Annotated in this window: 21 protein-coding genes; 5 read left to right on the plus strand and 16 right to left on the minus strand. The window is 37.3% G+C overall.

Annotated features, from left to right (window positions below; all coding sequences use genetic code 11):
* Window positions 1-111: 111 nt before the first annotated feature.
* The 3 genes from PN497_RS14375 (at window position 112) to PN497_RS14385 (ending at window position 4301) form a co-directional block, all read left to right on the plus strand.
* The gene (locus PN497_RS14375; RefSeq protein ID WP_096565559.1) at window positions 112-1830 is read left to right on the plus strand and encodes a serine/threonine-protein kinase; all 1719 of its coding nucleotides are present in this window, start codon (window positions 112-114) and stop codon (window positions 1828-1830) included.
* A gap of 105 nt (window positions 1831-1935) precedes the next feature.
* Entirely contained in the window at window positions 1936-4098 is a 2163-nt protein-coding gene (locus tag PN497_RS14380) for a serine/threonine-protein kinase (protein ID WP_096565556.1), read from the plus strand.
* A gap of 38 nt (window positions 4099-4136) precedes the next feature.
* Window positions 4137-4301, plus strand: a complete 165-nt coding sequence (locus tag PN497_RS14385; protein ID WP_190347062.1) for a hypothetical protein — start codon at window positions 4137-4139, stop codon at window positions 4299-4301.
* A gap of 377 nt (window positions 4302-4678) precedes the next feature.
* Here the strand turns inward: PN497_RS14385 and PN497_RS14390 are convergent, their stop codons facing one another.
* The 4 genes from PN497_RS14390 to PN497_RS14405 form a co-directional block, all read right to left on the minus strand.
* Window positions 4679-4939, minus strand: a complete 261-nt coding sequence (locus PN497_RS14390) for a hypothetical protein (protein ID WP_096565554.1) — start codon at window positions 4937-4939, stop codon at window positions 4679-4681.
* 398 nt (window positions 4940-5337) lie between these two features.
* The gene (locus PN497_RS14395; protein WP_096565552.1) at window positions 5338-8010 is read right to left on the minus strand and encodes a DEAD/DEAH box helicase; all 2673 of its coding nucleotides are present in this window, start codon (window positions 8008-8010) and stop codon (window positions 5338-5340) included.
* 143 nt (window positions 8011-8153) lie between these two features.
* The gene (locus PN497_RS14400; RefSeq protein WP_096572558.1) at window positions 8154-8591 is read right to left on the minus strand and encodes a DUF29 domain-containing protein; all 438 of its coding nucleotides are present in this window, start codon (window positions 8589-8591) and stop codon (window positions 8154-8156) included.
* Between the two features lie 38 nt (window positions 8592-8629).
* A complete protein-coding gene (locus PN497_RS14405; protein WP_096565550.1) occupies window positions 8630-9250 on the minus strand; it encodes a type I restriction endonuclease in 621 nt (206 codons plus the stop codon).
* A 305-nt stretch (window positions 9251-9555) separates the two neighbouring features.
* Between PN497_RS14405 and PN497_RS14410 the strand changes: the two genes are divergently transcribed.
* Complete coding sequence (locus PN497_RS14410; RefSeq protein WP_096565548.1) at window positions 9556-11511, plus strand: AbiA family abortive infection protein; 1956 nt, start codon at window positions 9556-9558, stop codon at window positions 11509-11511.
* Window positions 11512-11745: 234 nt separating this feature from the next.
* A complete protein-coding gene (locus PN497_RS14415) occupies window positions 11746-11919 on the plus strand; it encodes a hypothetical protein (RefSeq protein WP_272110494.1) in 174 nt (57 codons plus the stop codon).
* 109 nt (window positions 11920-12028) lie between these two features.
* Here PN497_RS14415 and proC read toward each other — a convergent pair whose 3' ends face one another.
* From proC to PN497_RS14475, 12 genes are all read right to left on the minus strand, one after another.
* On the minus strand, window positions 12029-12844 hold the full coding sequence (gene proC / locus PN497_RS14420) for a pyrroline-5-carboxylate reductase (protein ID WP_096565546.1): 816 nt from the start codon (window positions 12842-12844) through the stop codon (window positions 12029-12031).
* A gap of 74 nt (window positions 12845-12918) precedes the next feature.
* Entirely contained in the window at window positions 12919-13512 is a 594-nt protein-coding gene (locus tag PN497_RS14425; RefSeq protein ID WP_096565544.1) for a cell division protein SepF, read from the minus strand.
* 310 nt (window positions 13513-13822) lie between these two features.
* Window positions 13823-14527 (minus strand): YggS family pyridoxal phosphate-dependent enzyme, encoded by a 705-nt coding sequence (locus tag PN497_RS14430; RefSeq protein WP_096565542.1) that lies wholly within the window; start codon window positions 14525-14527, stop codon window positions 13823-13825.
* Window positions 14524-14802, minus strand: coding sequence for a transcriptional coactivator PipX (gene pipX, locus PN497_RS14435; protein WP_096565540.1), 279 nt, complete (start codon window positions 14800-14802; stop codon window positions 14524-14526). Before pipX ends, PN497_RS14430 begins: the two co-directional genes overlap by 4 nt.
* Before the next feature lie 563 nt (window positions 14803-15365).
* Window positions 15366-16124: a class I SAM-dependent methyltransferase gene (locus tag PN497_RS14440; protein WP_096565538.1), complete on the minus strand. Its 759-nt coding sequence runs from the start codon at window positions 16122-16124 to the stop codon at window positions 15366-15368.
* A gap of 15 nt (window positions 16125-16139) precedes the next feature.
* Complete coding sequence (locus PN497_RS14445) at window positions 16140-17150, minus strand: NAD-dependent epimerase/dehydratase family protein (protein WP_096565536.1); 1011 nt, start codon at window positions 17148-17150, stop codon at window positions 16140-16142.
* Window positions 17151-17250: 100 nt separating this feature from the next.
* A complete protein-coding gene (locus PN497_RS14450; RefSeq protein ID WP_096565534.1) occupies window positions 17251-17496 on the minus strand; it encodes a hypothetical protein in 246 nt (81 codons plus the stop codon).
* Window positions 17497-17541: 45 nt separating this feature from the next.
* On the minus strand, window positions 17542-18378 hold the full coding sequence (locus PN497_RS14455; protein WP_096565532.1) for a class I SAM-dependent methyltransferase: 837 nt from the start codon (window positions 18376-18378) through the stop codon (window positions 17542-17544).
* Window positions 18379-18629: 251 nt separating this feature from the next.
* Window positions 18630-19640, minus strand: coding sequence for an NAD-dependent epimerase/dehydratase family protein (locus PN497_RS14460; protein ID WP_096565530.1), 1011 nt, complete (start codon window positions 19638-19640; stop codon window positions 18630-18632).
* A gap of 81 nt (window positions 19641-19721) precedes the next feature.
* Window positions 19722-21617, minus strand: a complete 1896-nt coding sequence (locus PN497_RS14465; RefSeq protein WP_096565529.1) for a TubC N-terminal docking domain-related protein — start codon at window positions 21615-21617, stop codon at window positions 19722-19724.
* A 264-nt stretch (window positions 21618-21881) separates the two neighbouring features.
* The gene (locus tag PN497_RS14470) at window positions 21882-22187 is read right to left on the minus strand and encodes a phosphopantetheine-binding protein (RefSeq protein ID WP_096565527.1); all 306 of its coding nucleotides are present in this window, start codon (window positions 22185-22187) and stop codon (window positions 21882-21884) included.
* Between the two features lie 4 nt (window positions 22188-22191).
* Entirely contained in the window at window positions 22192-23520 is a 1329-nt protein-coding gene (locus PN497_RS14475; RefSeq protein WP_272110511.1) for a phthiocerol/phthiodiolone dimycocerosyl transferase family protein, read from the minus strand.
* Window positions 23521-23522: the final 2 nt, after the last annotated feature.

The raw sequence follows: 23522 nt of genomic DNA on the forward strand, positions 1-23522 counted from the left end.
ATTCAGCAGTCACCAGTCACCAGTCACCAGTCACCAGTCACCACAATAGTTCGTAAATTACCTTTTTGATATTGTAGAACTGTATCAGTATATTGATCTATGTTCCCTACCATGTCCGTCTATTGCAGCAAACAACACGCAAATAATAATGGTAACAGTTTTTGTACTCAGTGCGGAGAATCTTTACCGCTGACTGTAGGACAGGTAATCAATAATCGTTATGAAATTGGGCGTATACTGGGCCAAGGTGGCTTTGGTCGGAGTTATTTGGCGATTGATAGACAAAAAGCCCGTGAAAAGTGTGTTTTAAAAGAATTTGCGCCCCAAGTCACTAAAAAAGAAGATTTACAAAAAGCTCAAGAGTTATTTGAACGGGAAGCGAACGTACTTAAAAAAATCAAACATCCGCAAATTCCCAGATTTCATGAATCTATACAAGCTAAAATTGGTACTAAAGATTTTTTCTTTTTAGTGCAAGATTATGTGGAAGGTGCTAATTATTATCAGTTATTTGAACAACTGCAAACACAGGGAAAATCTTTGAGTGAGGAGGAGGTAATTAACCTTTTACACAAGATTCTCCCGATTTTGAGTTATATTCACTCTTTAGATATTGTCCACCGTGATATTTCGCCTGATAATTTGATTTTACGCCAAAAAGATGGTTTACCTGTGTTGATTGATTTTGGTGGTGTAAAACAATTACCAGCTTATCAGGGTTTTTGGCAGACTAAGTTGGTGGGAAATGGTACTTTATTAGGTAAAAAAGGTTATGCACCAGAAGAACAGTTACTTCAGGGAAAAGTATTTAAAAGCAGTGATTTATACTCATTAGCGGTAACGGCTTTGGTGTTAGTGACTGGTAAAGAACCTCATTTACTTTATGATAGTTATAACGGGACTTGGTATTGGGGAAAGGAAATTAAAGTAAGTCCGAAATTAACAGCAGTCTTAAAAAAGATGTTGGCATATAAACCAAGCGATCGCTATCAAACAGCAGATCAAGTTATCAAAGATTTACCACCACCAACATCTGTTTCTGGTTCTGTTTCTACAGCTATCCATAACATAAATACTAATCCAAATACTATGCAACCTTCTGTTAATAACAAAAACACTCACCTGAGCAGGTTACAAACAATGGTAGCTGCACCAGGGAAAAAAGTATATAGAACTACTCACATGGCATTGCAAAATATACCGATGCCTATATGGTTACGTCCTTTTGCTGTCACTTTTACTATAACTATGGGAGTCGGTTTAATTGGTGGTGGTATGTGGGCGTTAGGAAATTTTATGGTAAGAAGTGTTACATCAATTAGTTTACCTAAAGTGGAAGTTCCCGGTATACCATCTATCAATAATCCTATCAGTGTGGGAAATAAAAACCGCAGTGTTGAGGAGGTTTTTAACCGTGTGCAAGAGTTGGAAATTTCCCAAGCGGTGTTTACTAAGACAGTAGATGAAAGATTTTATGCTATCAGGCCAGGGTTGCGGGGAAGGGTATTAACAGATAAACCGGAAGATCGGGTTTTACGGGAACAGTGGAATAGTACAGCAGATGAGTTGTTAAAGAAAATAGAACAAGCTAATTTGAGTCAGATAGCACGGAGGAAAATAGGTAGTTATAGTATAGAAGATTCCCAAAGATGGGATAGACTAGCTCAAGGTGGTAGATTAGGTAAATATCGTTCATTTCAGGAGTTAAGAGAGGAAACATATCAAAAATTTGATCCATTGTTTCCTGGTCAAGTGCGTGGGAAACTAAATCAGCAGACTTTTATGCAGTTTTGGTATGCGATCGCCTCTGATCAAGTAGGGAATAGGTGATTGGTGATTGGTGACTGGTGATTGGGTAAAATTGTTAACCTGTTCCCTATTCCCTATTCCCTATTCCCTATCCCCTATTCCCTATTCCCTATTCCCTATTCCTTTATGACTAATCTTTATTGTTCTCAAGGACATCAAAATCCATCCGGTAGTAAGTTTTGTCTTCAGTGTGGTGAGAAGATAATAGAAACTCCTGTCAATAGTGGTATTCAAGCAGGACAAACTTTAGGCGATCGCTATGTTATTGTCCGTCAACTCGGACAAGGTGGGTTTGGGAAAACTTACTTAGCTGAAGATATTAACCGTTTTCGAGAAGCTTGTGTTTTAAAGGAATTTTCTCCCCAGGTGCAAACTCCTTATATTGTGCAAAAAGCAGAGGAGTTATTTCAACGAGAAGCTAGTGTTCTTTATCAATTACAACATCCTCAAATTCCGCGCTTTCGGGAACTATTACGTATTAATTTACAAGGTAAAGAATCTCTCTTTTTAGTGCAAGATCATGTAGCAGGTGAAACGTATAATTCTTTATTAAATTCCCGCAAACAAAAAGGTTTAAAATTTACAGAAATTGAAGTTCGTCAGTTATTAGAACAACTTTTACCAGTTTTAGAATATATCCATCATGTAGGTGTGATTCATCGTGATATTTCTCCTGATAATTTAATCTTGAGAATTGTGGATCAATTACCAGTTTTAATTGATTTTGGGGGAGTGAAACAAGTCGCTCAAACTGTCGCTTCTCAATATTATCAATCTGGGGTAATTACTTCTGGAAGTAGTGGAACTTTGTTAGGAAAAATTGGTTTTGCACCTCCAGAACAAATGCAAACCGGTTTAGTATATCCTCACAGTGATTTATATGCTTTAGCTGTGACAGTGTTGGTTTTACTGACAGGAAAACCACCACAGGATTTAATAGATATACAAAATTTACAATGGCTATGGCGGCGAGAAATTAGCCTTAGTCCTTTATTGGGGGACATTTTAGATAAAATGCTATCTCCCAGACCAAGCGATCGCTATCAGTCAGCACGTCAAGTTTTAGACGCACTGAATGGAAAAGCAGTTAATAACTCTCCTCCTGTCGCACCTACAGTATATCCAGCTACTCAACCCCCAAAACCCACAACTTCCCCAACCACCGCAGGAACTGTTGCAGTTTCTCCTCCCAAAACTCCCGCACCTCCAGCAGTTGCTACTCCCACACCCCAAAATACAAGTATTTGGACTACAACAAATGTATTTATTGTGACTGTGGCGTTATTTAGTAGTATAGGTTTGTTGTGGTGGGGTATTAGTAACCGTGGGAACAACCAAGATGGAAGTAACCCGGATATTACATTAAGTCCTACACCTACAGAAACCCCCACCACCCCGGAAAATAATTTTTCACCTGAAGAAAGAGAACGTAAACAAAGATTGAGCGATCGCCGTCAACAGTTGGGTATAGATAATAACTTTTATATCAGTTTAATCAACCAACTTTTTTGGGAGAAAAACCCCAATATCCAAGGACGTGATTTAAATGATACACCAGAAGACGAAGATTTACGGGAAGAATGGGATCAAATAGCCGCCCAAACCCTAGATAAACTGTCTCTTTTGAGTAGTAGAGCGCGTAGACAAATGGGAACTTATACCCCAGCAGAACGCGATCGCTGGAAAGTAGAAGTTAACCGCAGAAATGTTAGCAGTCGTGCTTTGTATGACTTAGGTGATGCTGCTTTTTTCCGTGTATTCCCTGAATATCAAGGTAAAAATTTTATAGAGCAACCTATAGGACAAGTTTGGCACGCATTTGTTAATGATAAACTCAATGCTATCCTTTCTAATAGTGCCTTTGCAAGAATAGTATTTGATCCTGGGACTACAGGTAAAACAGTTAGTGGTAATCTACAACCAGGAGGAGGTAAAGTTTTCATCGCTGGACTAGCAAAAGATCAAACAATGGAAGTTAAACTAGATGCTAGTTCTCAGGTGTTATTATCTATTTATTCTCCCTCTGGTAAAGTCACATTTTTAGAAGATTCTACGGTGCGGACTGTATCCAAAACATTACCAGAAACGGGATTTTATGAATTTGTCGTAGTTTCCACAGCTTCTAAATCTACAGATTATCAGTTAACGGTGACAGTAGAAAATCCCCCAGAACCTACTCCAGAACCTACTCCAGAACCCACTCCAGAACCTACTCCAGAACCCACTCCAGAACCCACTCCAGAACCCACTCCAGAACCCACTCCAGAACCCACAGAAACACCAGAATAGACAGAAGTTTGTAAACCGTAAAAAATTCCTTGATGCTTATGAGTGAAAAAATTCAGACCGAAAAAGACAAGTTACACGCAAGTAACAATATAGAAATAAATCAAGATATCGAAACTGAAAAAGTCCTATGTCCCCATTGTAAACGCACTGCTACAAATGGGATTAAATGTAAAGGAATTTGTGTGGCTGATAGTGATTATTAAGAATTGATAATTGATAATTGATAATTGTGGAAATTAGTGTGAGTAAGCTGTTGTGTAGCTAGATTGTATAATAGGGAATTAAGTAACTAAGTGATAAGCTGTTGTGCATTTAATTTGTATAAGTGGAACAGGCATCTTGCCTGTTAAACAAGAGTTTAAAATATTAGTCCTATACAATTTAGCTGTGTAACAGCTTATCATCCGAATGCTTCGCCCTGACTGTGGTCTAAAGACATGAAAACTGCTGTAATAACAAGGATGCTCCTGTTCTTTCAAATGACATAAGTGTTAATGAGAGAAATTTATAACCTATTATTGATGATTTTCTTCTTTTTTGCTGACTGCTAAATGCTGATAGCTGAATGCTTACAAATGAGTTAAGCGTGTAAATTTACTTGTTCTTGTAACCAAGAGTCCACAGGTTGTCCATCTTTACGTTTCAGTTCTATTTCTATTACCATCACTTCTTGAGAACCAGGAGGTGCAGGTTTTTTGTGAAAAAAAATCTCATATTCTAACGGGTTTTGATTATGTTCTTTTAACCAATCTTGCACTTTTGTTAAAGCAAAGAATGATTGTCCTTCCGCAAACATTCTGGTAATTTGCATTTGTAGGGTGTAAGGATTAATGCGCCCCATTGTTTACTCCCATTTTTTTACTTTTTTGGTATCTTCAACTATTATAATAGTTTTGTAGGTAAAATCAGGTATATTATGAACAACGATTTACTCGCTTTTTTTGCAGGTTTCGCTTTACTCATTACCTATCTCATCTTTTCTGCGCTAACGGAAATGGGTACTAAATTTCCTGGTAAAAGAGATAATAGGTGACAGGTTACAGGTTACAGGTTACAGTTATTAATGATTTAAAATTAGCTAAACTACCAATTTTAGAGAATGTCAAAAATACCAGATCCACAAAAAAATCACATCAAAATTGATCCAGCAACTTTGGTTTTAATAGGATCAGCTTTGATACTTTTACCTTTGTTGTTTGCTGGTTTTATGGGATGATCAATGAACTCGGTTTGCTTAGTTTATTCCATCGCTTCATTCACCGGGAAACGATCAATTAATTGCATTGCTCTTTGGGCATTTTGTCGTAAACTATCAGTAACAAAGGGAACATGAGGAATTTGTGATAATAAGTCTAGAGTACGGCGCAACAACCTAACTACATCACCTTCATCTAAAGTTGTATTAGCACAAAGTTGTAACCAGTCCATTCCTAACGCCCATTGTTCTACAACTGCAATGAGTTCAAATTCTAACCAAATAGGTAAAGCTACGTTATGACGGTGTTGAATTTGGAACAGTTTGCGACGAATACCCCGGAGTTTGGCTAAAGCGTCTGCTGTTTCGTTACTGAGGTTAAAACGTACCCGACTATCGGGGCGTGGTGTTTCTGTGACTAAAGATGCTACTGCTGCTGCTAAGTGATGGGGATCTAAATTATCTAGTTCACCACTGGCGATCGCCAATCCTAACCATAACTCATTTTCACCCCGAATTGCTGCGGCCATTTGTCCTAGTTCTGTGGGTGCTAAATTATCCAACCCGCCAAAGTGCTGTAATATCTGAATTAAATTCAGAAATTCTTCCCAGTGTTGCTGTGAGTGTTGTTTTACTTGTTCTTCTAACTCTTCTAGTTCCGCTTCTAATTCTACACACCGCGCTCGTTGTTTAAATATGTTGGCAATATTTCCTGATTTATGCAAGGGATGATTTTCTATTTGTGATTGTACTGCATTCACCCGACTCAGTTGAGCAGCTACTTCCGGTGTCATGTACATATATTCGCTCGGATCGGGTATACTCTGAGCGATCGCCTCTGTTGCTGCATTTCCCCGCACTGACTGACCCCGTTTTAAACCTAGTTCATCAGGTGGTAAAATATCCTCTGGTACTTCTACTCTGGGCATCTCTGCATATAAATCAATTACATCTGCTGTTGTCGCTACATACCAGCGGTTATCCTGTCCTAAACAAACTAAGTAAGAAGTAGGTCCAATTTCAGGAGCTTTACCATATAATATAGCCGTTAACGGTAAAGTCGCTGTCATGTTTTTATCTTTTAAACTCAACAGCGTTCCTGTCACGGCAAAATCTAACATCATGGAAAGTTGCTCTTGTCTGTCTTCCCGTGCTTGTTCCTGTAGAGTTTTGAATATATGCCGTTCTACTTTTAAACGCTGCCGCAATTTTTCATAAAGTGCAATTTCATTTTCATCTACTGCGGCTAATTCTGCTTCAATTTTTGCTAACTCTGCTTTGATAGCTGCAATTTCATCATATTCTGGTTTTAAATACAAAGTTGCCATATACTGGCCAAAACTGCGTTCTATCAGTTCCTTTGCTTGTTCTAAGGTATGGGTTTGCAAGAGGTTTAACACCATCCCATAACTGGGAGTAAACTGACTCACCAAAGGATCTGGGGGAGATGTAGCTAAATAAGCAGCTTCTTTTGCACCTTCAAAGGGAGTTTGTAATGTCACAACGTGACCTTGTAAATCCATGCCCCGACGACCAGCACGCCCGGACATTTGCAAAAATTCCGAAGCTTTTAATAAACGATGTCCATTATCAGTGCGTTTAGAAAGGGTAGAAATAACTGTTGTTCGTGCTGGCATATTAATACCTGCTGCCAGAGTTTCCGTAGCAAAGACAACTTTAATTAAACCTTGTTGAAAAAGTTCTTCAACCAAAACTTTCCAAGCTGGTAAAATTCCCGCATGATGCGCCGCAATACCTCTGTACAGGGGTGCAATTTGTCCAGTACGTCCTGCTTCTGGATTACGGGCTAAAAAATCATCAATCTGCCTACGTAATATTTGGGATTCTTCATTATTGACTAACCATAAATCACCCACCTCAGCAACCGCTTTATCACAACCTCTGCGGCTGAAAATAAAGAAAATGGCAGGTAGCATATCCCGTTGTGCCAATTGACTGAGGGTATAAACTATACTTGGTGGTTCTGGACGATTACCTTTACCTCGTTCTCCTATACCCTTTTTACCACGTCTAATTAAACGTTGATTAATTTTAGTTTTGCTGTCATTGAGGAGGGGAAATAAACCTTTAGGGTTGCAAAAGTGAAATTCTAAAGGAACAGGGCGAAAATCAGAATAAATCAGGTCTGTGGGTCCATGAACACGATTTAACCAGTCTGTAAGTTGTTCACTATTCGCAACTGTAGCCGAAAGGGCGACCAGTTGGACTTCACGGGGACAGTAAATAATAGATTCTTCCCAGACAGTACCCCGTTGGCGATCGTTCATGTAGTGGCACTCATCGAGGACTACAGCCTCAACGTCTGTTAAAGAGATCCCGATTTGACCTATAGGTGTGCCATAAAGCATATTACGGAAAATCTCGGTAGTCATGACTATAATCGGTGCATCCCTGTTAATGGAAGCATCCCCGGTTAATAGACCGACCATATCAAATCCGAATTTTTCCCGAAAGTCGCGTAATTTTTGATTAGATAACGCCTTCAGGGGAGTGGTGTAAAATACACGCTTACCACGGGATAAAGCGCGATAAATAGCGTATTCCCCAACTAAAGTTTTACCCGATCCTGTGGGCGCACAGACAACCACTGAGCGGCCAGCATTGAGAGAGGCGATCGCATCTAGTTGGAATTGATCCAACTCAAAGGGAAAAATCAACCCTAAATTAATTTCTGAAGAGGGTGCGGTGTAGTTCACTCAATCATCTTTTGCATCCAGACTATCTACTATCATAACCTGATTGGGGAAGAGGTGATGAGTAATTGGTAATTGGTTATTGGTAATTGGTAATTGGTGGGTTGCGTAGTAGATTATTTATTCGTAAAACTACGCGATGTAAGTCATTGTAATTGCTCTAACCAAAAAGTATCATGTAAAATTCCCTTTATATCTTCAGCAAAAGGGTACTGATCAGGAAAATCGAAACCTTTATATTCTTGACGAACTCCTTCTAAAGCAACTTGCCAGCAATTTGGTAAAACTTCGTTAGCATAGCGTTTAAGACTGGGTGAATCATCAAAAATATCCTGAAGTTCTACGCGAAAATTACGAATTTCTACTTCCCAGTGATGAAATTCTTGAGGAAGTGGTAAATAACAGCGTTTAAGTAGATGTGCCAATAATTGTCTTAAAAAACTTCTCACTTTTTGGCGATCGCTTCTGCCCAAACTTTCAATCTCCTCAATTAAGTTTTCCCAGTCTACATTTTGATAGTTTTTTTCTTTCAATAGATTAACCGTTTCTTCAATCCAGAGAGCATAATCTGTTTTAGTTAGCATAGCATTTTCCCTTTTATTTAATTTTACACTTTTATCAATCATTTTACTGTTTCTGCAATTTTGCGTAAGACTCGACACACAGACTCTAATTCACTTTGGGTAGTTAGAGGTGCAAATACTCTTGATATGGCATACTGCTGATTTTGGACTTTGACAAAGACAATATCATCACCATTAGTTAACATTCCAAAAGTAGGCAAATCAGTATTCAGACTGGCTATTAAATAAGCAAGAGTTTGGGGTAATGCCGACCAAACTGATAACATGGTTTTTTTGGACTCTAAAACAATTATCCAAAGGCGATCTTTCAATACTAAAACATCTATTCGACCCTGTAGAGTTTCTTCGCTATCGGTTATTGTGATTTGTACAGATTCTTCAGCTTTGATGCGGAAAGGTGGATCGTATAATCCCGCAACGGTCAGCAATGGAGAGACGAGTAATAGCATCACTGTACTTTCCAATAAATGTCCACCGGAACGATGATAAATATAACGCTGCCAGAGAATTTCTAAGTTAGTGCGGTCATTATGGTTAATTTCAGGTAATTGATCATGCCATTCTGTAAAAAAATCCTGAGATTGACTGCGAGTTAAACCAAATCTTTTTTCTGCTTCAGCTATGGTGGTGATGGTTTCAGTAACGGCTAGTCCTTGCATGGTGGATTTTTTCGGTAGTTGTGATTATATTGTCACTGCAACTTTACCAACTTCTGTAGATGGTTCGGGTATGGGTTGTCCATCTTCTTTCAATACTTCCAGATACAATTCTAAATCAGCTACTCTGTTTCTTGTAGGGTATCATCACAAGCAACACATCCAAGTAAATCTTGAACATAAGCTTTTTTTACCCAAACTATATAGCCATCCAAATTAAAGTATGGGAAAATACGGTGGTTATCAGTATTTATTGATAAGCCTTGCACTATTTTCTTTATCACGAATGATTTAGGATTGCTACAGTGATGACCAACAACAACAAAACACAACTTGGATACTTTATAGATTTTGGACTCTGGAAAGATGCACTGGAACTAATAAATTTCCAAATAAAGCAAAAGAGAACTAATCGCCATTTTAATACTTTTAGCCTATTTTATTATGAAAAAATTGATGTAACTTGCCTAAATCATGCTGCAGAAGACTACTTCAATATAAAAATATCTAGTAGTCTTTTTTATGGTTTAAAAAAAGAGTTTTCTATTTTCTCATATGTTGTACCGAAGCCAGGACTTGGATTAAGGGATTATAAGTTTTTTACTTACCCAATGAGAGTAGTATATTATGCAGTTGGGCTATATTTACTTAAACTTTCACAGGAATTTGTAATTGAAACCTATAAACAAATTAAAAGTATTAATGCTTTTTACGGTGGCAACCTTAGTTATAAATCTGGCAAGCTTCAATTAAACTCTAAAAATATTTATTATCGTCATTTTCACGAACAATTTAAATCAATAATTAAAGAAGAAACTAAATCAGGTAATCAGGATAAAGTCATTTTAAAGCTTGATATTGAGAATTATTTTAATGAATTATCGGTTTCCCGACTACTTAATCTTCTAAGTAGTTTTATCAAGCCTAGTATTCAGGCTAATAGGGCGTATGATATTTTTACAAAAGAACAAATTATATCTCTATTTCAGTTTATATCTAATGGTAAATCTGGAATTCCTCAATCAGATAATAATATAATTTCCAGTTTCATTGGATATTTGTATTTAGTTTTTGGTGATCTGTTTATAGATGATATATTAAGAAAATATAAAGATATTATTGAATCGCATAGTATTATTAGATATACAGATGATATATACATTTCCATAACATTTAAGCCAAATATTAATCAAGAATATCAAGGTTTGTATATTCATTCAATTGCTTCTCAAATTGCTGAAATTTTATATAGCCAGCTTGGTCTTAAACTTAATCTAAAAACTAGGTTGTATCGCTTGTCGAAAAAGGAGGAAAAAGAAGAACTTCTTAAGAATATACGTAAATCATCTCCAAGTGATGAATATTTTAGCAATATCAAGGATGATGATGAGCAAGAAACAGAGGAAGTTAAAGAGGTTGCTGAAACACCTCAAGATAAGCTAAATAAGATATTTAAAGAGCTAAGAAAGATCAAGAAATCTAGAGTTGAGGATTATTTTATAAGAGGTAATTCAGCACAAGAGGAAATTCTTCAAGAGGTATTTGACAAAAGTGTAGAGCAAATACTTGATAAACCAGCCAACAAAAGGAAGATTAAAAACATCTTCAAAAAATTTAATTTTGATCTGGTTAAAGTCCAACCACTCGAAATACTAATTATATTGTTAAAGGATGAAACTGCAACTAATGAATTCAGGAATTTTTGTTTGGATAAAACTATTATCACTACGGGAGATGCCGACTTAATTATTAAATTTCTATGTCAAACCAATTTTGATGACGAAAATCAAAATCTTCTTCAGAAACTTCGACAGAATGTTCATATGAGTAATATTGTTGATGTTTTCCTTAAAAAAGAACTTAATTGCAATAAACCTGGATACTATAATTTAGCTTGTATGCAGATGAAAAAGCTTTCAGAGATGCCGGATGTATTAGAGCAAACTCGACTGAGAATTTTAAGTGAGAGAAATACATCCTATTCGGTTGCTCTTAATCATTTAGTTAATGAAATCCATGCTGTTTGTATCAAACAGGAAAAAGCAAATAAAAAAGATTACGATGTTAACAATGTAGTCAAATTTTTGCAATCGCAAGGCATTCGACATGAAATATGTATAAAAATAAGAAACTTATTTGATCGCAGAAACTCTAATAGTGTGTCTCATCCTGGTTCTGATGGGAGCCTTGCTTGGGAAGTTACAAAAGAAGAATATCTAGATTATTATGAGTATGTTGGGCAATGTTTAGATGTTATTTTATAACCCACCTTCCGCACCCCCAGATGTCACAATTGGTAATTTCGGATTTTTGAATACTTCAAAGGATGGTTTTTATACAAAAATGCAGAAATTTTAGATAGCGATTGCCTACGGCACTGACGTAGCCAATCGCCAATATCAAATCTCCAAACAAGCAATTTTTAGTTATGTGACAGTTCAGGGTGCGGAATGTGGGTTAAAAAGTTAGTGCGATCGCAAATTTTATAGAGTCCGTTAATGAATCCCTTACAAGTGCTTGCAGATTTTGCTGCTTACTTAGCAAATGCTGAAAGTGAAGCTGCCACTCAAGAACTTTTGGCAATTCCTGGTTTGCTAGAACGAGTGAAGCAAAATCAAACCACCCCTAAAACCCATTACACAAACTGGAGAAACCTTCGATCTGATGTATGAAGCTCTGCTAATAATTGCATGAAAATATTGATTGATATAAACCTTTGCGCCTTTGCTCCTTTGCGTCTTTGCGCGAAACTTCCCTAAAATTGAACTTTAAATTAATTGATCACCCTTTCCCCAACTCCTGAGAACGATAAGCAGCAGCTTTCACCGCTTCAATTAAAGCAGAACGAAAACCAGCTTTTTCCAACTCGCTGACCCCAGCAATAGTCGTTCCCCCAGGACTGGTAACTCTATCTTTCAACTCTGCGGGATGAATTTTACTTTCTTCTATAAGTTTTGCCGTTCCCAAAACCGTGTGTAAAGCCAACTGTTTAGCCACTGCCCTGGGTAAACCCGCAGCCACGCCCCCATCAGATAAAGCTTCAATCATCAACGCTACATAAGCCGGACCACTACCAGATAAACCTGTCACTGCATCCATCAGCGTTTCTGGAACTTCCACCACTTCCCCCACCGCCGTAAAAATTTCCTTAGCTGTTGCTTGATGACTGGCATGAACGTAAGCACCCGTACAAATAGCCGTCATTCCTGCACCCACTGTAGCCGGGGTATTAGGCATAGCGCGAATAACTGGCAGTTGGGGAAAAGCCGCTTCTAGCTGTTTTAAAGACACACCCGCCAAAATAGAAATAATTAGAGGTGTATTTTTTATAGGTAAAATATCTGCTAATTCTTGAGCGATCGCACTAAATACCTGGGGCTTAACCGCCAACATCACCGCCTCTTGAGCTTGAGATAACACCAAACAATTATCCGTCGTTACAGCTACCCCATATTGCTGCTGTAAAAAACTCCGGCGAGACTCTTGGGGTTCACTCACTATAACTTCTGAACCTTGATAAATGCCCCGTGCAATAAGGCGGGATAATAGAGCTTCTCCCATTACCCCGCCACCAACTAAACCAAATTTAATAGTCATTTAGTTATTTAGTCATTAATCATCATTGATTAGTCATTTGCCTTGAACCTGACAAACGACTAACTTTAACTTCATTATTGTGCCATGCGGTTAGGTTCGCTACCCCAAGTGGCAGTAGTACCTGTAGGACGAACGGGACGTACTGGTGGTTGGGGTACTTCATGTAAAAATCCGCCTTGAGTGCTGACTTGCACACAACTGGGTGTAAACAAAAAGATACTTTCGCCAATCCGTTCTTGATGTCCATCTAGAGCATAAGTACCACCGGCAACAAAATCAACTGCCCGTTGAGCTTGATCCGGGTCCATAATCGTCAAGTTTAATACTACAGACTTACGTTCACGTAATGCTTGAATTGCCTGAGGCATTTCTTCAAAAGTGCGAGGTTCAAGGACTAAAACTTCAGAAATTCCATTAATTGCGCCTGGCATACCAATCACATTACTCATAGGCTTTGATCCTGCTGCTGCTTCTTCTTCTCCCATTGTAGAGGAGTTTTCACGCCAACGTCGATTAGCAGCTGGGGTTTCTTGTGGAGCAGGTTGAGGATTTTCTTGCTGATACAGATTTTGGTAGGTGTCGGTATCTGGTTCTTCCTCGTAATATTCGTATTCTACCTGCTCGTTCAAGCCCACAAAATCCCTTAGTTTAGAAAATATGTTGTTCATTATCTACGCTCCCAGTGGAAATTACCTTAATTGATCCAGATTTAAATTGTGGTAGCCCTAGTAAGTGCTGCTGCTTTGAGCAATTTTATTGCTATTTGTATTTTCTAGTACAGGTTTTCATGAACAAAAGACTGTTCTAGAAAGAACTTTATATTGACATAACAATGAGTTAAAATTATATCCTAAAGATGGAGTTATGCAAAGTTCTTTACCTATAGTTTTGTCTTAGTATTTACATTTGTCAAGTATATAAATCTAGCTACTTGGTTTTCCCCAATAGGCACTGACGCAATTGTCAGTGCTGAGTTGTTTAAGATACAGTCTTATCTGGTGAGATGTGGGAAATTTGGGAGCGATGCCCAAACAAAATAGTCCCTAATCTGACCATTGTTGCACCTCCTTGGATTGCCAATTGATAATCCCCAGACATACCCATAGATAGATGCTGCATTGTGATATTACTCCATGGTTGTGAGGCAATTTCTTGGGCAAGTTTATAGGTATGTTTAAACACATTCAAAATTTCCCCCTCATCCAAACCCAGAGGCGGAATTGTCATCAAACCTTGAATTTGCAAATTTTGACATTGATCAAGTGCTGGCAAGTCTGCTAATAGTTCTGGGATGATCCAACCAGACTTGTGAGGATCAGGGAGAATTTTGACTTGTAGGCAAACCAGGGGACTCACTCCTAGCTGTTGCGCCAGGGTATCTAGACGCTGGGCTAGATGTAGATTATCTACAGAGTGAATCCAATTAAATAATTCCAGAGCTTTTTTAGCTTTGTTACTTTGTAAATGTCCAATGAAGTGCCAAGTAATATCTGGCAGATCCTGTAACTCCTGTTGTTTACTGGCAGCTTCTTGGATGCGACTTTCACCAAAATCACGAATGCCCGCGCTGTATGCTTCCCGCATCAGTTCGGTTGGTACTTGCTTACTAACAGCAATTAACCGCACTGAAGGCGGAAGTTCAGCACGAATGGTAGCAATACGTTCACTAATTGAACTTGTCATTGGAATGTGCGTTGGAAAACACTCTGAAGCTGATCGTACTCCTGTGGCTTGCCACTGCGACGCAAAGTACGCAAACGATTTTCCAGCATCATTCTGGCTTCAGTCCGGCCAATAGACTGAAATTTAATACCTTTAACGTCATTTGTTACCAAAAAAAATAAGCGTTGGGCATATAGTGTAGTAAACAGATCCTGGTTATCATCAACCATACAGATCCTATATAGTAAACCCCACGTTGGATGATTGATGTAAGTTTCTGAGTAGTCTGGATTCATTTAATAGTCAAGGTTGGGAGTATATATTCTTTTTTCGCAGTCTCACACAGTCATTCCGACGATAATAAGCAGTCTTCGTCCAGAATTTTTTTTGGCTGACAATGCGAAACTGTGGATCAGTTATCAGTTATCAATTATCAGTTATCGCCATTGACTGTTAACTGTTTGCTGTTAACTGCCTCCTGCCTCCTGCCTCCTATGAAGTTCCTCAGAGTGAAAACCAGCTTTTGGACTTCTCGTTGCATGAGCTTGTTTCCATCCTGCCATAATTCTCGCTTTATAGCGCAAATCTCAGCCGATGATGTTGTTCTGGCTAGGGTGGGGTTAGTAGCTAGTGACTGTTTTCTTAAAAATAGGACTTATGCAAGATTGGACTCAAAACCTGATTCTGACGTAGGGGTAATTCATGAATTACCCCTACTTTCATTCTGTTTTGCGTAAGTCCTAAATCACTTGCGATATAACTTGTGTGTGCAGAAATCCGCAAATTCTTTTCCCCCTGCTCCCTGCTCCCTGCTCCCTGCTCCCTGCCTCCTGCCTTCTGCCTTCTGCCCCTGATCTTTTTAGGTGGTAATTAATTTGGCAGCAACCATGAGTTCAGGTACATTAATCACACCCCGGAAGAAAAAATCGCTGAGAAGTTGCCAGCCTCTGAAAGTGAAAAACTGTTGCCGTAGGGTTGGTATGGCTGCTGGATAAAGCTGTCGCCACAGTAGAAGATCCCCACGAGTCAGACACCAATCATCACAACGGTATCGGTCTACAGAAAAATTCGCGTTTTCAAGTAGTGTAAATATATCTTCTTGACTAAAAGCATGGAGGTGATAGGGATCTATATGTCGGGTTTCACCAAGTGGTGCTGACAGCAGTAAGTCACCTCCAGGAATTATCAAACTGCAAAGATGATCTAGAAATTTTGCAGGATGGGGTAGGTGTTCTATCGTCTCGAAAGAAACAATCACGTCGAATTGCTGTGGCCACTCAAAGGTAAGAGCATCAGCACAGACAAATTCTACATTGTTTTCTTGATAGTGGTTTCTGGCATATTCTATGGTTTTTGGGCAGATATCTACCCCGACGACAGCGATCGCCCCTGCAAGACGAAGCATCTGACTACCGTATCCTGTACCACAGGAGATATCCAAAACTCGTTTACCTTGTACATAACTTGCCGCAGTTTCGTACCGTCGCAGGTGAATTTCAAAAAGTTTTTGACTTGCTGGATCGCTGGGTATTTGTTTGGGAATTAGACGTTCCCAAGTGAAGGGAAGACTATCTAAAGTTGTTACCGATTGACTGGGAAGATTGTGTTTATATTTCATAATTTTTAACCCATTTTAACCCATCTGATCTAAGGTTTTCAAGTCCAATGTTTGCAGCCATTTCTGTGTGCGTCGCAGTCCTTCGTCTAGGTCAATTTTTGGTTGATAATTTAATACACTTTGTGCTTTAGCAATGGAATAAGCATGGGGACGGGTGATAAAATCTAAAGCTTCCGGTAAAATATCAGGTTTCTTACCAATCAGTTTTAGCCCTTGATGGCGCAGTTGCAGCAGAAGTTTGAGTTCATTTTTAGGGAGAGAAAGGGGTGCAGGTAAATCTGCAATTTCCGCCAACCGTGTAAAATATTCTTTCCAAGAAGTTTCTTGTCCGTCAGTAATGTTAAATATCTCTCCAGATGCTTCTTTTTCTATGGCTAGAAATATAGCATCAATGAGATTGTCTATATATAAATGGTTAATTACTCCCTGCCCATTGTTGGCTAACCTAAATATTTTTTGGCGCATCAATTGTAGTGGTCGCACTACCCAGGGATAGCTTCCTGGTCCGTAAACATCTCCTGGTCTGAGAATGATAATGTTAAAATCTGGGGGGAAATTAAGTTGCAAAAGTGCGTTTTCGCTTTCTATTTTTGTCTGACAATAGGGATGATTTTCGGCAAAAATTGGATCAGCTTCGGTGACATGATCAGGATAATTAAAACCGTAAACAAGAACACTGGAAAGATGAACAAAGGTTTTCACACCTGCATTGTGAGCAGCTTTGGCCATGTTAACAGTTCCGCCCACATTTACCTCACGAAAATGCTGGAGTGCTCCATGTTCTTTGACAATGGCTGCTGTATGCAAAACAATATCAACTCCTTGGCAAGCTTTTTGTACAGTCGCAGGATCAGTTACACTGCCAATCATGACATCAGCGCCTAATTTTTGGGCTTTTTTAGCTTTTATTTGGGAATGTTGCAGCCCACGAACTTTCAAACCTTTTGCTAGGGCTATTTCGGTGGTACGTAAGCCGATAAACCCACCGATTCCAGAAATAAGAAGTGTTTTTCCACAGAGGTTCATAGCAATGATTATAAGTGGGTCGGCGTAAAAAAAAATGAAACAATTATCAATTCTCAATTCTCAATTATCAATTGATAAGAATGGTGCTATTTGTTCGGGTTTAGAGTAATATTGCATTTTCAGCAAATTCATTTTTTATTCCTCTATACACCTGACTCAATTTATGGGAAAACGTCGCTAATAAATGAGATGCAACTATTTTATAAGGATAAGGATAATCTGCTTTTGGTTTAATACACTCCCAATGAATCTCAATTTCTGGTATATTGAGGCATTTTGTAAAAGATTGAGTTGCACGATTCACATCTCCGTAATGTGAGTAATAAACTATCAGTAAACGTTTCATTAATTTTTAAATCGAGCATTTTTTGTTGAAAGATTGAAAGAAAAGTTACTTTTGCAAAACATAACAAAGGTATTCTTGATCTCCGGTTTTAAATGCTTCATACATGGGAGTTCCTTGGCATCCAGCAAACCAGTTGGCGACTATGTGTAAGTATTTAGGAATATACTGGTTAATTGTTTTTAGTTTTCTTTCATTTTCTAAATCCATAGCTTTGAGAATATTAGGGGTTATTATTTCCGATTTTAATATTTTAAAGCCAGTATTTTTTAATGATATGGTTGTTTTTTCAATGTCTTTTCTTGGGCGAAAATCAGTAAATAAAAAGTAACCATTTGGGCGTAGAATTCTAAAAGATTCAGCGAAAAAACTTTCAGGTGAACCGTAACAATGTGACGATTCAACATTAACGACCACATCAAAGGAACAATCATTAAATGGTAGAGATTCTGCATCTCCGAGTTGAAAATTTAGTTGGGGAACAGAATTTGCTTTTTGACAGAATGCTATATTGCTTTTGGAAAAATCAACCCCGGTCATTGTTTTTGGTTGTAAATAACGCATAATATATGAAGAACCACCACCACGTCCACATCCTACTTCAATAACATCCAATTCTTGCAGTGAGATAGCCTTGGCAACATGATGATAAAGTTGAAGACAATAACGTTCTTCTTCTTCAGATGGGTTCAATTCTAACTGTTTGGTATTCGGTTCTACATCTGCATAACCATAGTTGATAAAAGTAATTTTTATGTTGCTATAATTAGCTGTGAAAAGGTTATACCATCCTTTCCAAAACAATCTTCTCAAGGGATAGTGATTAGGGCGGGATATAAAGTTATTTAACAAGTTTTCAGGCAGAGAAGTGAAATTACTCAACATCTTGAAATCCCAAGTAATAGGTGATTAAAATGAACAGGTTTCAAGTGAATTTAGCTTGAAATCAAGGCAGCATCCCAAATGTGTAAATTTATTTTTATCTATGGAAATAATATGCACTAATATCCTGATATGATTGTTCGCGTAGCGTGCCGGAGGCATTACCGCAAAGGGCGCAAAGAACGCAAAGGTAAGAGAGTTTCAGAGATTTTTTGGTGTGGCTGTGTTGATTTTTTTCAAAGTTGGGATACTCCCTAAATCAATTTTTGGATATCAGTTTTTTTCAACCATTCATGAGTACGACGCATTCCTTCAGTCAAATCAATTTTTGGTTGATAACCCAACATAGTTTTAGCTTTAGCGATAGAATAGGCATAAGGACGAGTGATAAAATCTAAAGATTCTGGCAGAATATCGGCTTTTTTTCGTAACAGTTTTTGACCTTGGTAACGCACTTGCAACAATAATTTCATTTCATCTTTGGGTAGAGAAATAAAAGCTGGTAAATTTTCTATTGCAGCTAATTTTGTAAAATACTCTTTCCAAGAAGTTTCTTGTCCATCTGTGATATTAAATATTTCTCCAGATATTTCTCCCGATGGTTCTTTTTCAACTGCCAAAAAAATAGCATCAATGAGGTTATCTATATAGAGATGATTACTTACACCTTTACCATCATTGGCATAAGCAAATAAATTTTGACGCATCAATAAAAGTGGACGCACTACCCAGGGAATACAACCCGGACCGTAAACATCACCAGCGCGGATAATAATAATATTAAAATCTGGCGGTGCGTTCAATCGTAAAAGTGCAGATTCTGCTTCTATTTTCGTTTGACAATAGGGGTTATTTTCTCCACAAAGCAATTCTGATTCTGTCACTTGATGAGGATAGTTAAAACCATAAACTAGGACACTGGAAAGATGCACAAAAATTTTCACACCAGCATCTTTGGCGGCTTTTGCGATATTCATTGTACCACCAACATTTATTTCCCGAAATTTATTGATATCGCCTGTTTCTGCTGCTAATTGTTCGGTATGAAAAACAATATCTACTGCTTGACAAAGTTTTTGGGCAATGGCAAAATCCGTGATGTTACCAAACAATAAATCAATATCCAAATTATTGGTATTTTTTCTGTTCACAGAAGTTTGTAAACCACGAACTTTCATTCTCCGTTCTAAAGCTAATTCAGCAGCACGTAAACCAATAAAGTTATCTATTCCCGTAATCAGTAATGTTTTGGAATTGATGTTCATAATTCTCACAAATTACTCAATTTTTTCACTAGGGAGATTAATAACCCAATTACCTATTCCCTGTTCCCTGTTCCCTGTTCCCTATTCCCTATGAATGATGAATTGATTTTTACTACTTATATTTGCTTTGAGAGCAGCAAAATGTTGTCCACCTAATTCAATTTGTTCTGCTACACATCCATTTTTTAATCTATCAACTAAATAGTCCATATCACGAGCAATAAAATTTGTGCCATGATCTGGTTCTATTAAACTAAGTAATTTGATATTTTTTGTTGGTTGATTAGCTAAGTTAGAAAAACCTAAAAAATTAAACACTCCTGATTCATAAGTTCCACAGGGTACAGAAGGATTATCAACACCAAAACAATATTCATTTTCTTGAAACCAATCATAAGCAGGATAGCCATGAAAGTGAACAATTGGCGCACCATTTGCAATTAATTCTGGTGTATATAAAGCCGCACCTAGAGTAATTGCCAGCATGACATAGATATCATAGGAAGGTTTGATATCTAGTGTATTTGACTGATTGCCTAGTGGTAATTGCAGATGTAAATTATTTTTTAAACCGATGCGAAGGATATCTTTTTCAAGATTTAAGTCTGTTTTATTAGCACCGGAACGAGAACTAAGTAACCAAATATCGGGGATTTGTTTAAATACATATTCTCCAGCAATGAGGATTTTAATATAACGTCTACCTGCTTCATTTGTACGAATTTCATTACTACTAAATCCACCAACAGGTAATAGGTTTTCCCATTCAGCAGCAGTTATTTCTGGTTTTCCTACATAATAAGGTGGTTCTGCATAAGCGACAAAACCATAAGAAACTCCCGTTCTACCATTGACGATGACATTAACAATATCTCTGTGGGACTTTCTTTTAATAACTTCCGCTAATTTAAAACCTGGTGGAAATAAACCAGTTGATGCTAGTTCTTGACCTAGTTTCACCAATTTATGAGTATAGCTAGATATATAAGGATTATATTCTCCGATTTCAAATCTATTCATTAACAGGGGAGCGATGGGAACAAAAACTTTAGGAATCAGAGATTTGGAAATAAAATTATCTATTTCTGTTCTCTCGAAAATAGAATCTGATAGATTCATATTGAGAATGGAAATTTTATCATTAGATACGCCAATGACAATTTCGGAAAATGTTTTAATGAGTGTATTGATGCCAATGCTAATTTTGTCTTGATACTTGGTTAAAGGATTTACAAACTCCTCATCTAGTTCACCAATAATGATCACTTGAGTATTTGTGGGATCTTCCACATATTTAGCTGCATGATCTTCCGCCCAACTACTTAATTTAGCGATTTGAACAACAGACAGTCTTTGCTGATTTACTAGCCAGGGATAAGATAAACTATAAAAATTTTCGGCTATAAATATTCCTAATTTTCTCAACCATGAGTTAGGTCGTTCTACATCTATGACTGCATCAATTTCTGCTCGTACACCCTTGATTTTTAAAGAATAATTCCAATTAACTAAAGGAATTTTAATATCATAGAAAATTTCCGTGGTTGCTTCTTGCCAAGGGATAACAGTAACACCCAAGTTTTTTAATTTAATTGCTAATTCTTGGCGGAATTTAATAATTATTTGATTATGATAACCATGAGGTAAAGGTCTAAATGTCACACTGAGATTTTGAGCCATCATTTGTGGATTAATAATTGGTGGCTGATATCCTATAGGTGATTCACCTGTAAAACCACCTATTAACCTGCCAATAGTTTGTAAACTAATTCCTTGAATCAGAGGTTCAGAAGCTGATTTTGTAGCGATATTCATTTCTTGTAATAATGCCAAAATATCTCCTTTATATGTGGCTATTTCCGCTTGTATTTCTGGTGTAATTACTCCTTTAGGAGAACGAATATTTAATTTGCTATTTTCAACCCAAAATTCCACGCCTTGTTGAGTGAGTTTCGCTAAAATTTCGGATGCGTTCATGACTAAATCTCCCAGGTTTTAACGAACTAAAAAGCATAAGGAAAAGAAGACACTCCGCTGAATGATGTTTCCTCTATTCGTGCGAAGTGTCAGTCTTAGAGGAGGAAAAACTTGAAAATTTGTAAGTATTCAGCTATTAGCCATCAGCAATCAGCTAACATCAAAGAATTGCCAATTTATTCGTGTCTTTATTTGTGTCGTGTTAATTTGCGAAAAATGCTGGAAATTACAAGCTAAATTCTTACAAAAATGTTTATGTATTGTTTAAATCTGCAAAATTTCTGAGTCTGAATTTTCTAATTCTTCAGCTAATCTCTGTGCCAATTCTTCAATGGTGGGATAATACCACAAATGGATTAGAGATAATTTAAATCCCAGAAATTTCTCAGCTTTACTCGCAAGTATTATGGCTTGAGATGAATCTAAACCGTAGCTATCTAACGGTTCTCTAATATCAATTTCCTCTGGGTTAAGTCCCAATATGTGGGAAATATTATCTATTAGCCAAGCTTGAATATCTGCGGTGTTAAAGGCTGTTTTTACAGGGTGTTGATAAAGATTTTCGCTCATTTATTTATGCACCTCTAATTTTTGCAGTATTGGATGATAAATGAAGGATGTAACAGACAACTTGATTTACCATATCTTCCATTGTCTCCCGACTAATTGAAGGTTGAGAAAAAACAAAGTTTAACAGCATTTTGCCTTGAAAAGTTGCCACATGAATCACAAACATACCTGCATATAAAGAATGAGAACCTGCAAAACTGATCTCTTCTAGTTCTAATTCACCATAGGATTTGGGAATGTTTACCTTGCCAATATTAGATACTGAAACTGTAGCTGCTACTTGTTGAGGAAAGATAAAACAAAACTTGGTTAGATACTTAGCCAGTAATACCATATTAAAAATATCACCGTGCTTAATTCCCGATTCTAAATTTTGTTTTACTTCCCTTGCTAATTCCCAAAAAGATGTATTTTTGTTTATGGTGTGAAACCCCATCAGAGATGTAGCTAAAACAGCTAAGTTTTCCTTATTAATTGCAGGTTGCAAACGTCTGCGTAAATCAAGATAAGATAGACAATTCATGCAGACACTTTTTTGATTTGGTTTGATAATTTTTCTAGCTACTGTCAACATTAGTAAGGCACATAAAGCACTGTTGACTGTGGTATTTTCTAGCTTACATTGAGCAATAAAGTTTTCAGTTGCATCTGCAAAAATTTGTTTATGGATAATTGCACAATTCCGTTGATAAATAGGTACATACTTTTCAAAATTTAATGTTTTTGGTTGTTTCCAAAACTTTTGCCATCCAATTTTTAACAATAATAAAAATCTGCTTGTATTCCCTCTCCAACCTTGTGTATATTTGGGTAGTAGTTTTTCAATGGGTGGTAGTTGTTCTAAGGGGGTAAATTCTTGAATGGTATCACCAGATGTAAGTTTTTGGTAATAAGTGAAAATTTCTGAATGCAGTTGAATACTGGATAAACCATCAGAAATTGCATGGTGCAAGGTGGAAATTAGATAATTAATTTTTGGCTTATCCTTGATAGTAACTATGACAACTCTCATTAGACATTTGCTACTATCAATTACCTGATTCATTTCTTGATTAACAACTTCTTGCCATTGTTCCTCATCTAAATTTATAACTGTTTGCAAAGGGATTTTTTCTGTACCTATGGGTTGAAAATAAAAACGATTTTGAGAATGGATAATGCGAGAATTTAGACTAGGATGGCGATATTGAATAATATCTAAAGCTTGTCTGATAACTGCTTCTTGGAGGTTGCCGTTAATGCGACTAATAGTAACTAAATTCCAGGTTTTAGCACGGCTATTGAGGATTTCCATTGTTGCTTCCAGACTGCTTAATTCTCTGTTGTCTGGCATAG

Source organism: Sphaerospermopsis kisseleviana CS-549 (assembly GCF_028329225.1).
Taxonomy (GTDB): domain Bacteria; phylum Cyanobacteriota; class Cyanobacteriia; order Cyanobacteriales; family Nostocaceae; genus Sphaerospermopsis; species Sphaerospermopsis kisseleviana.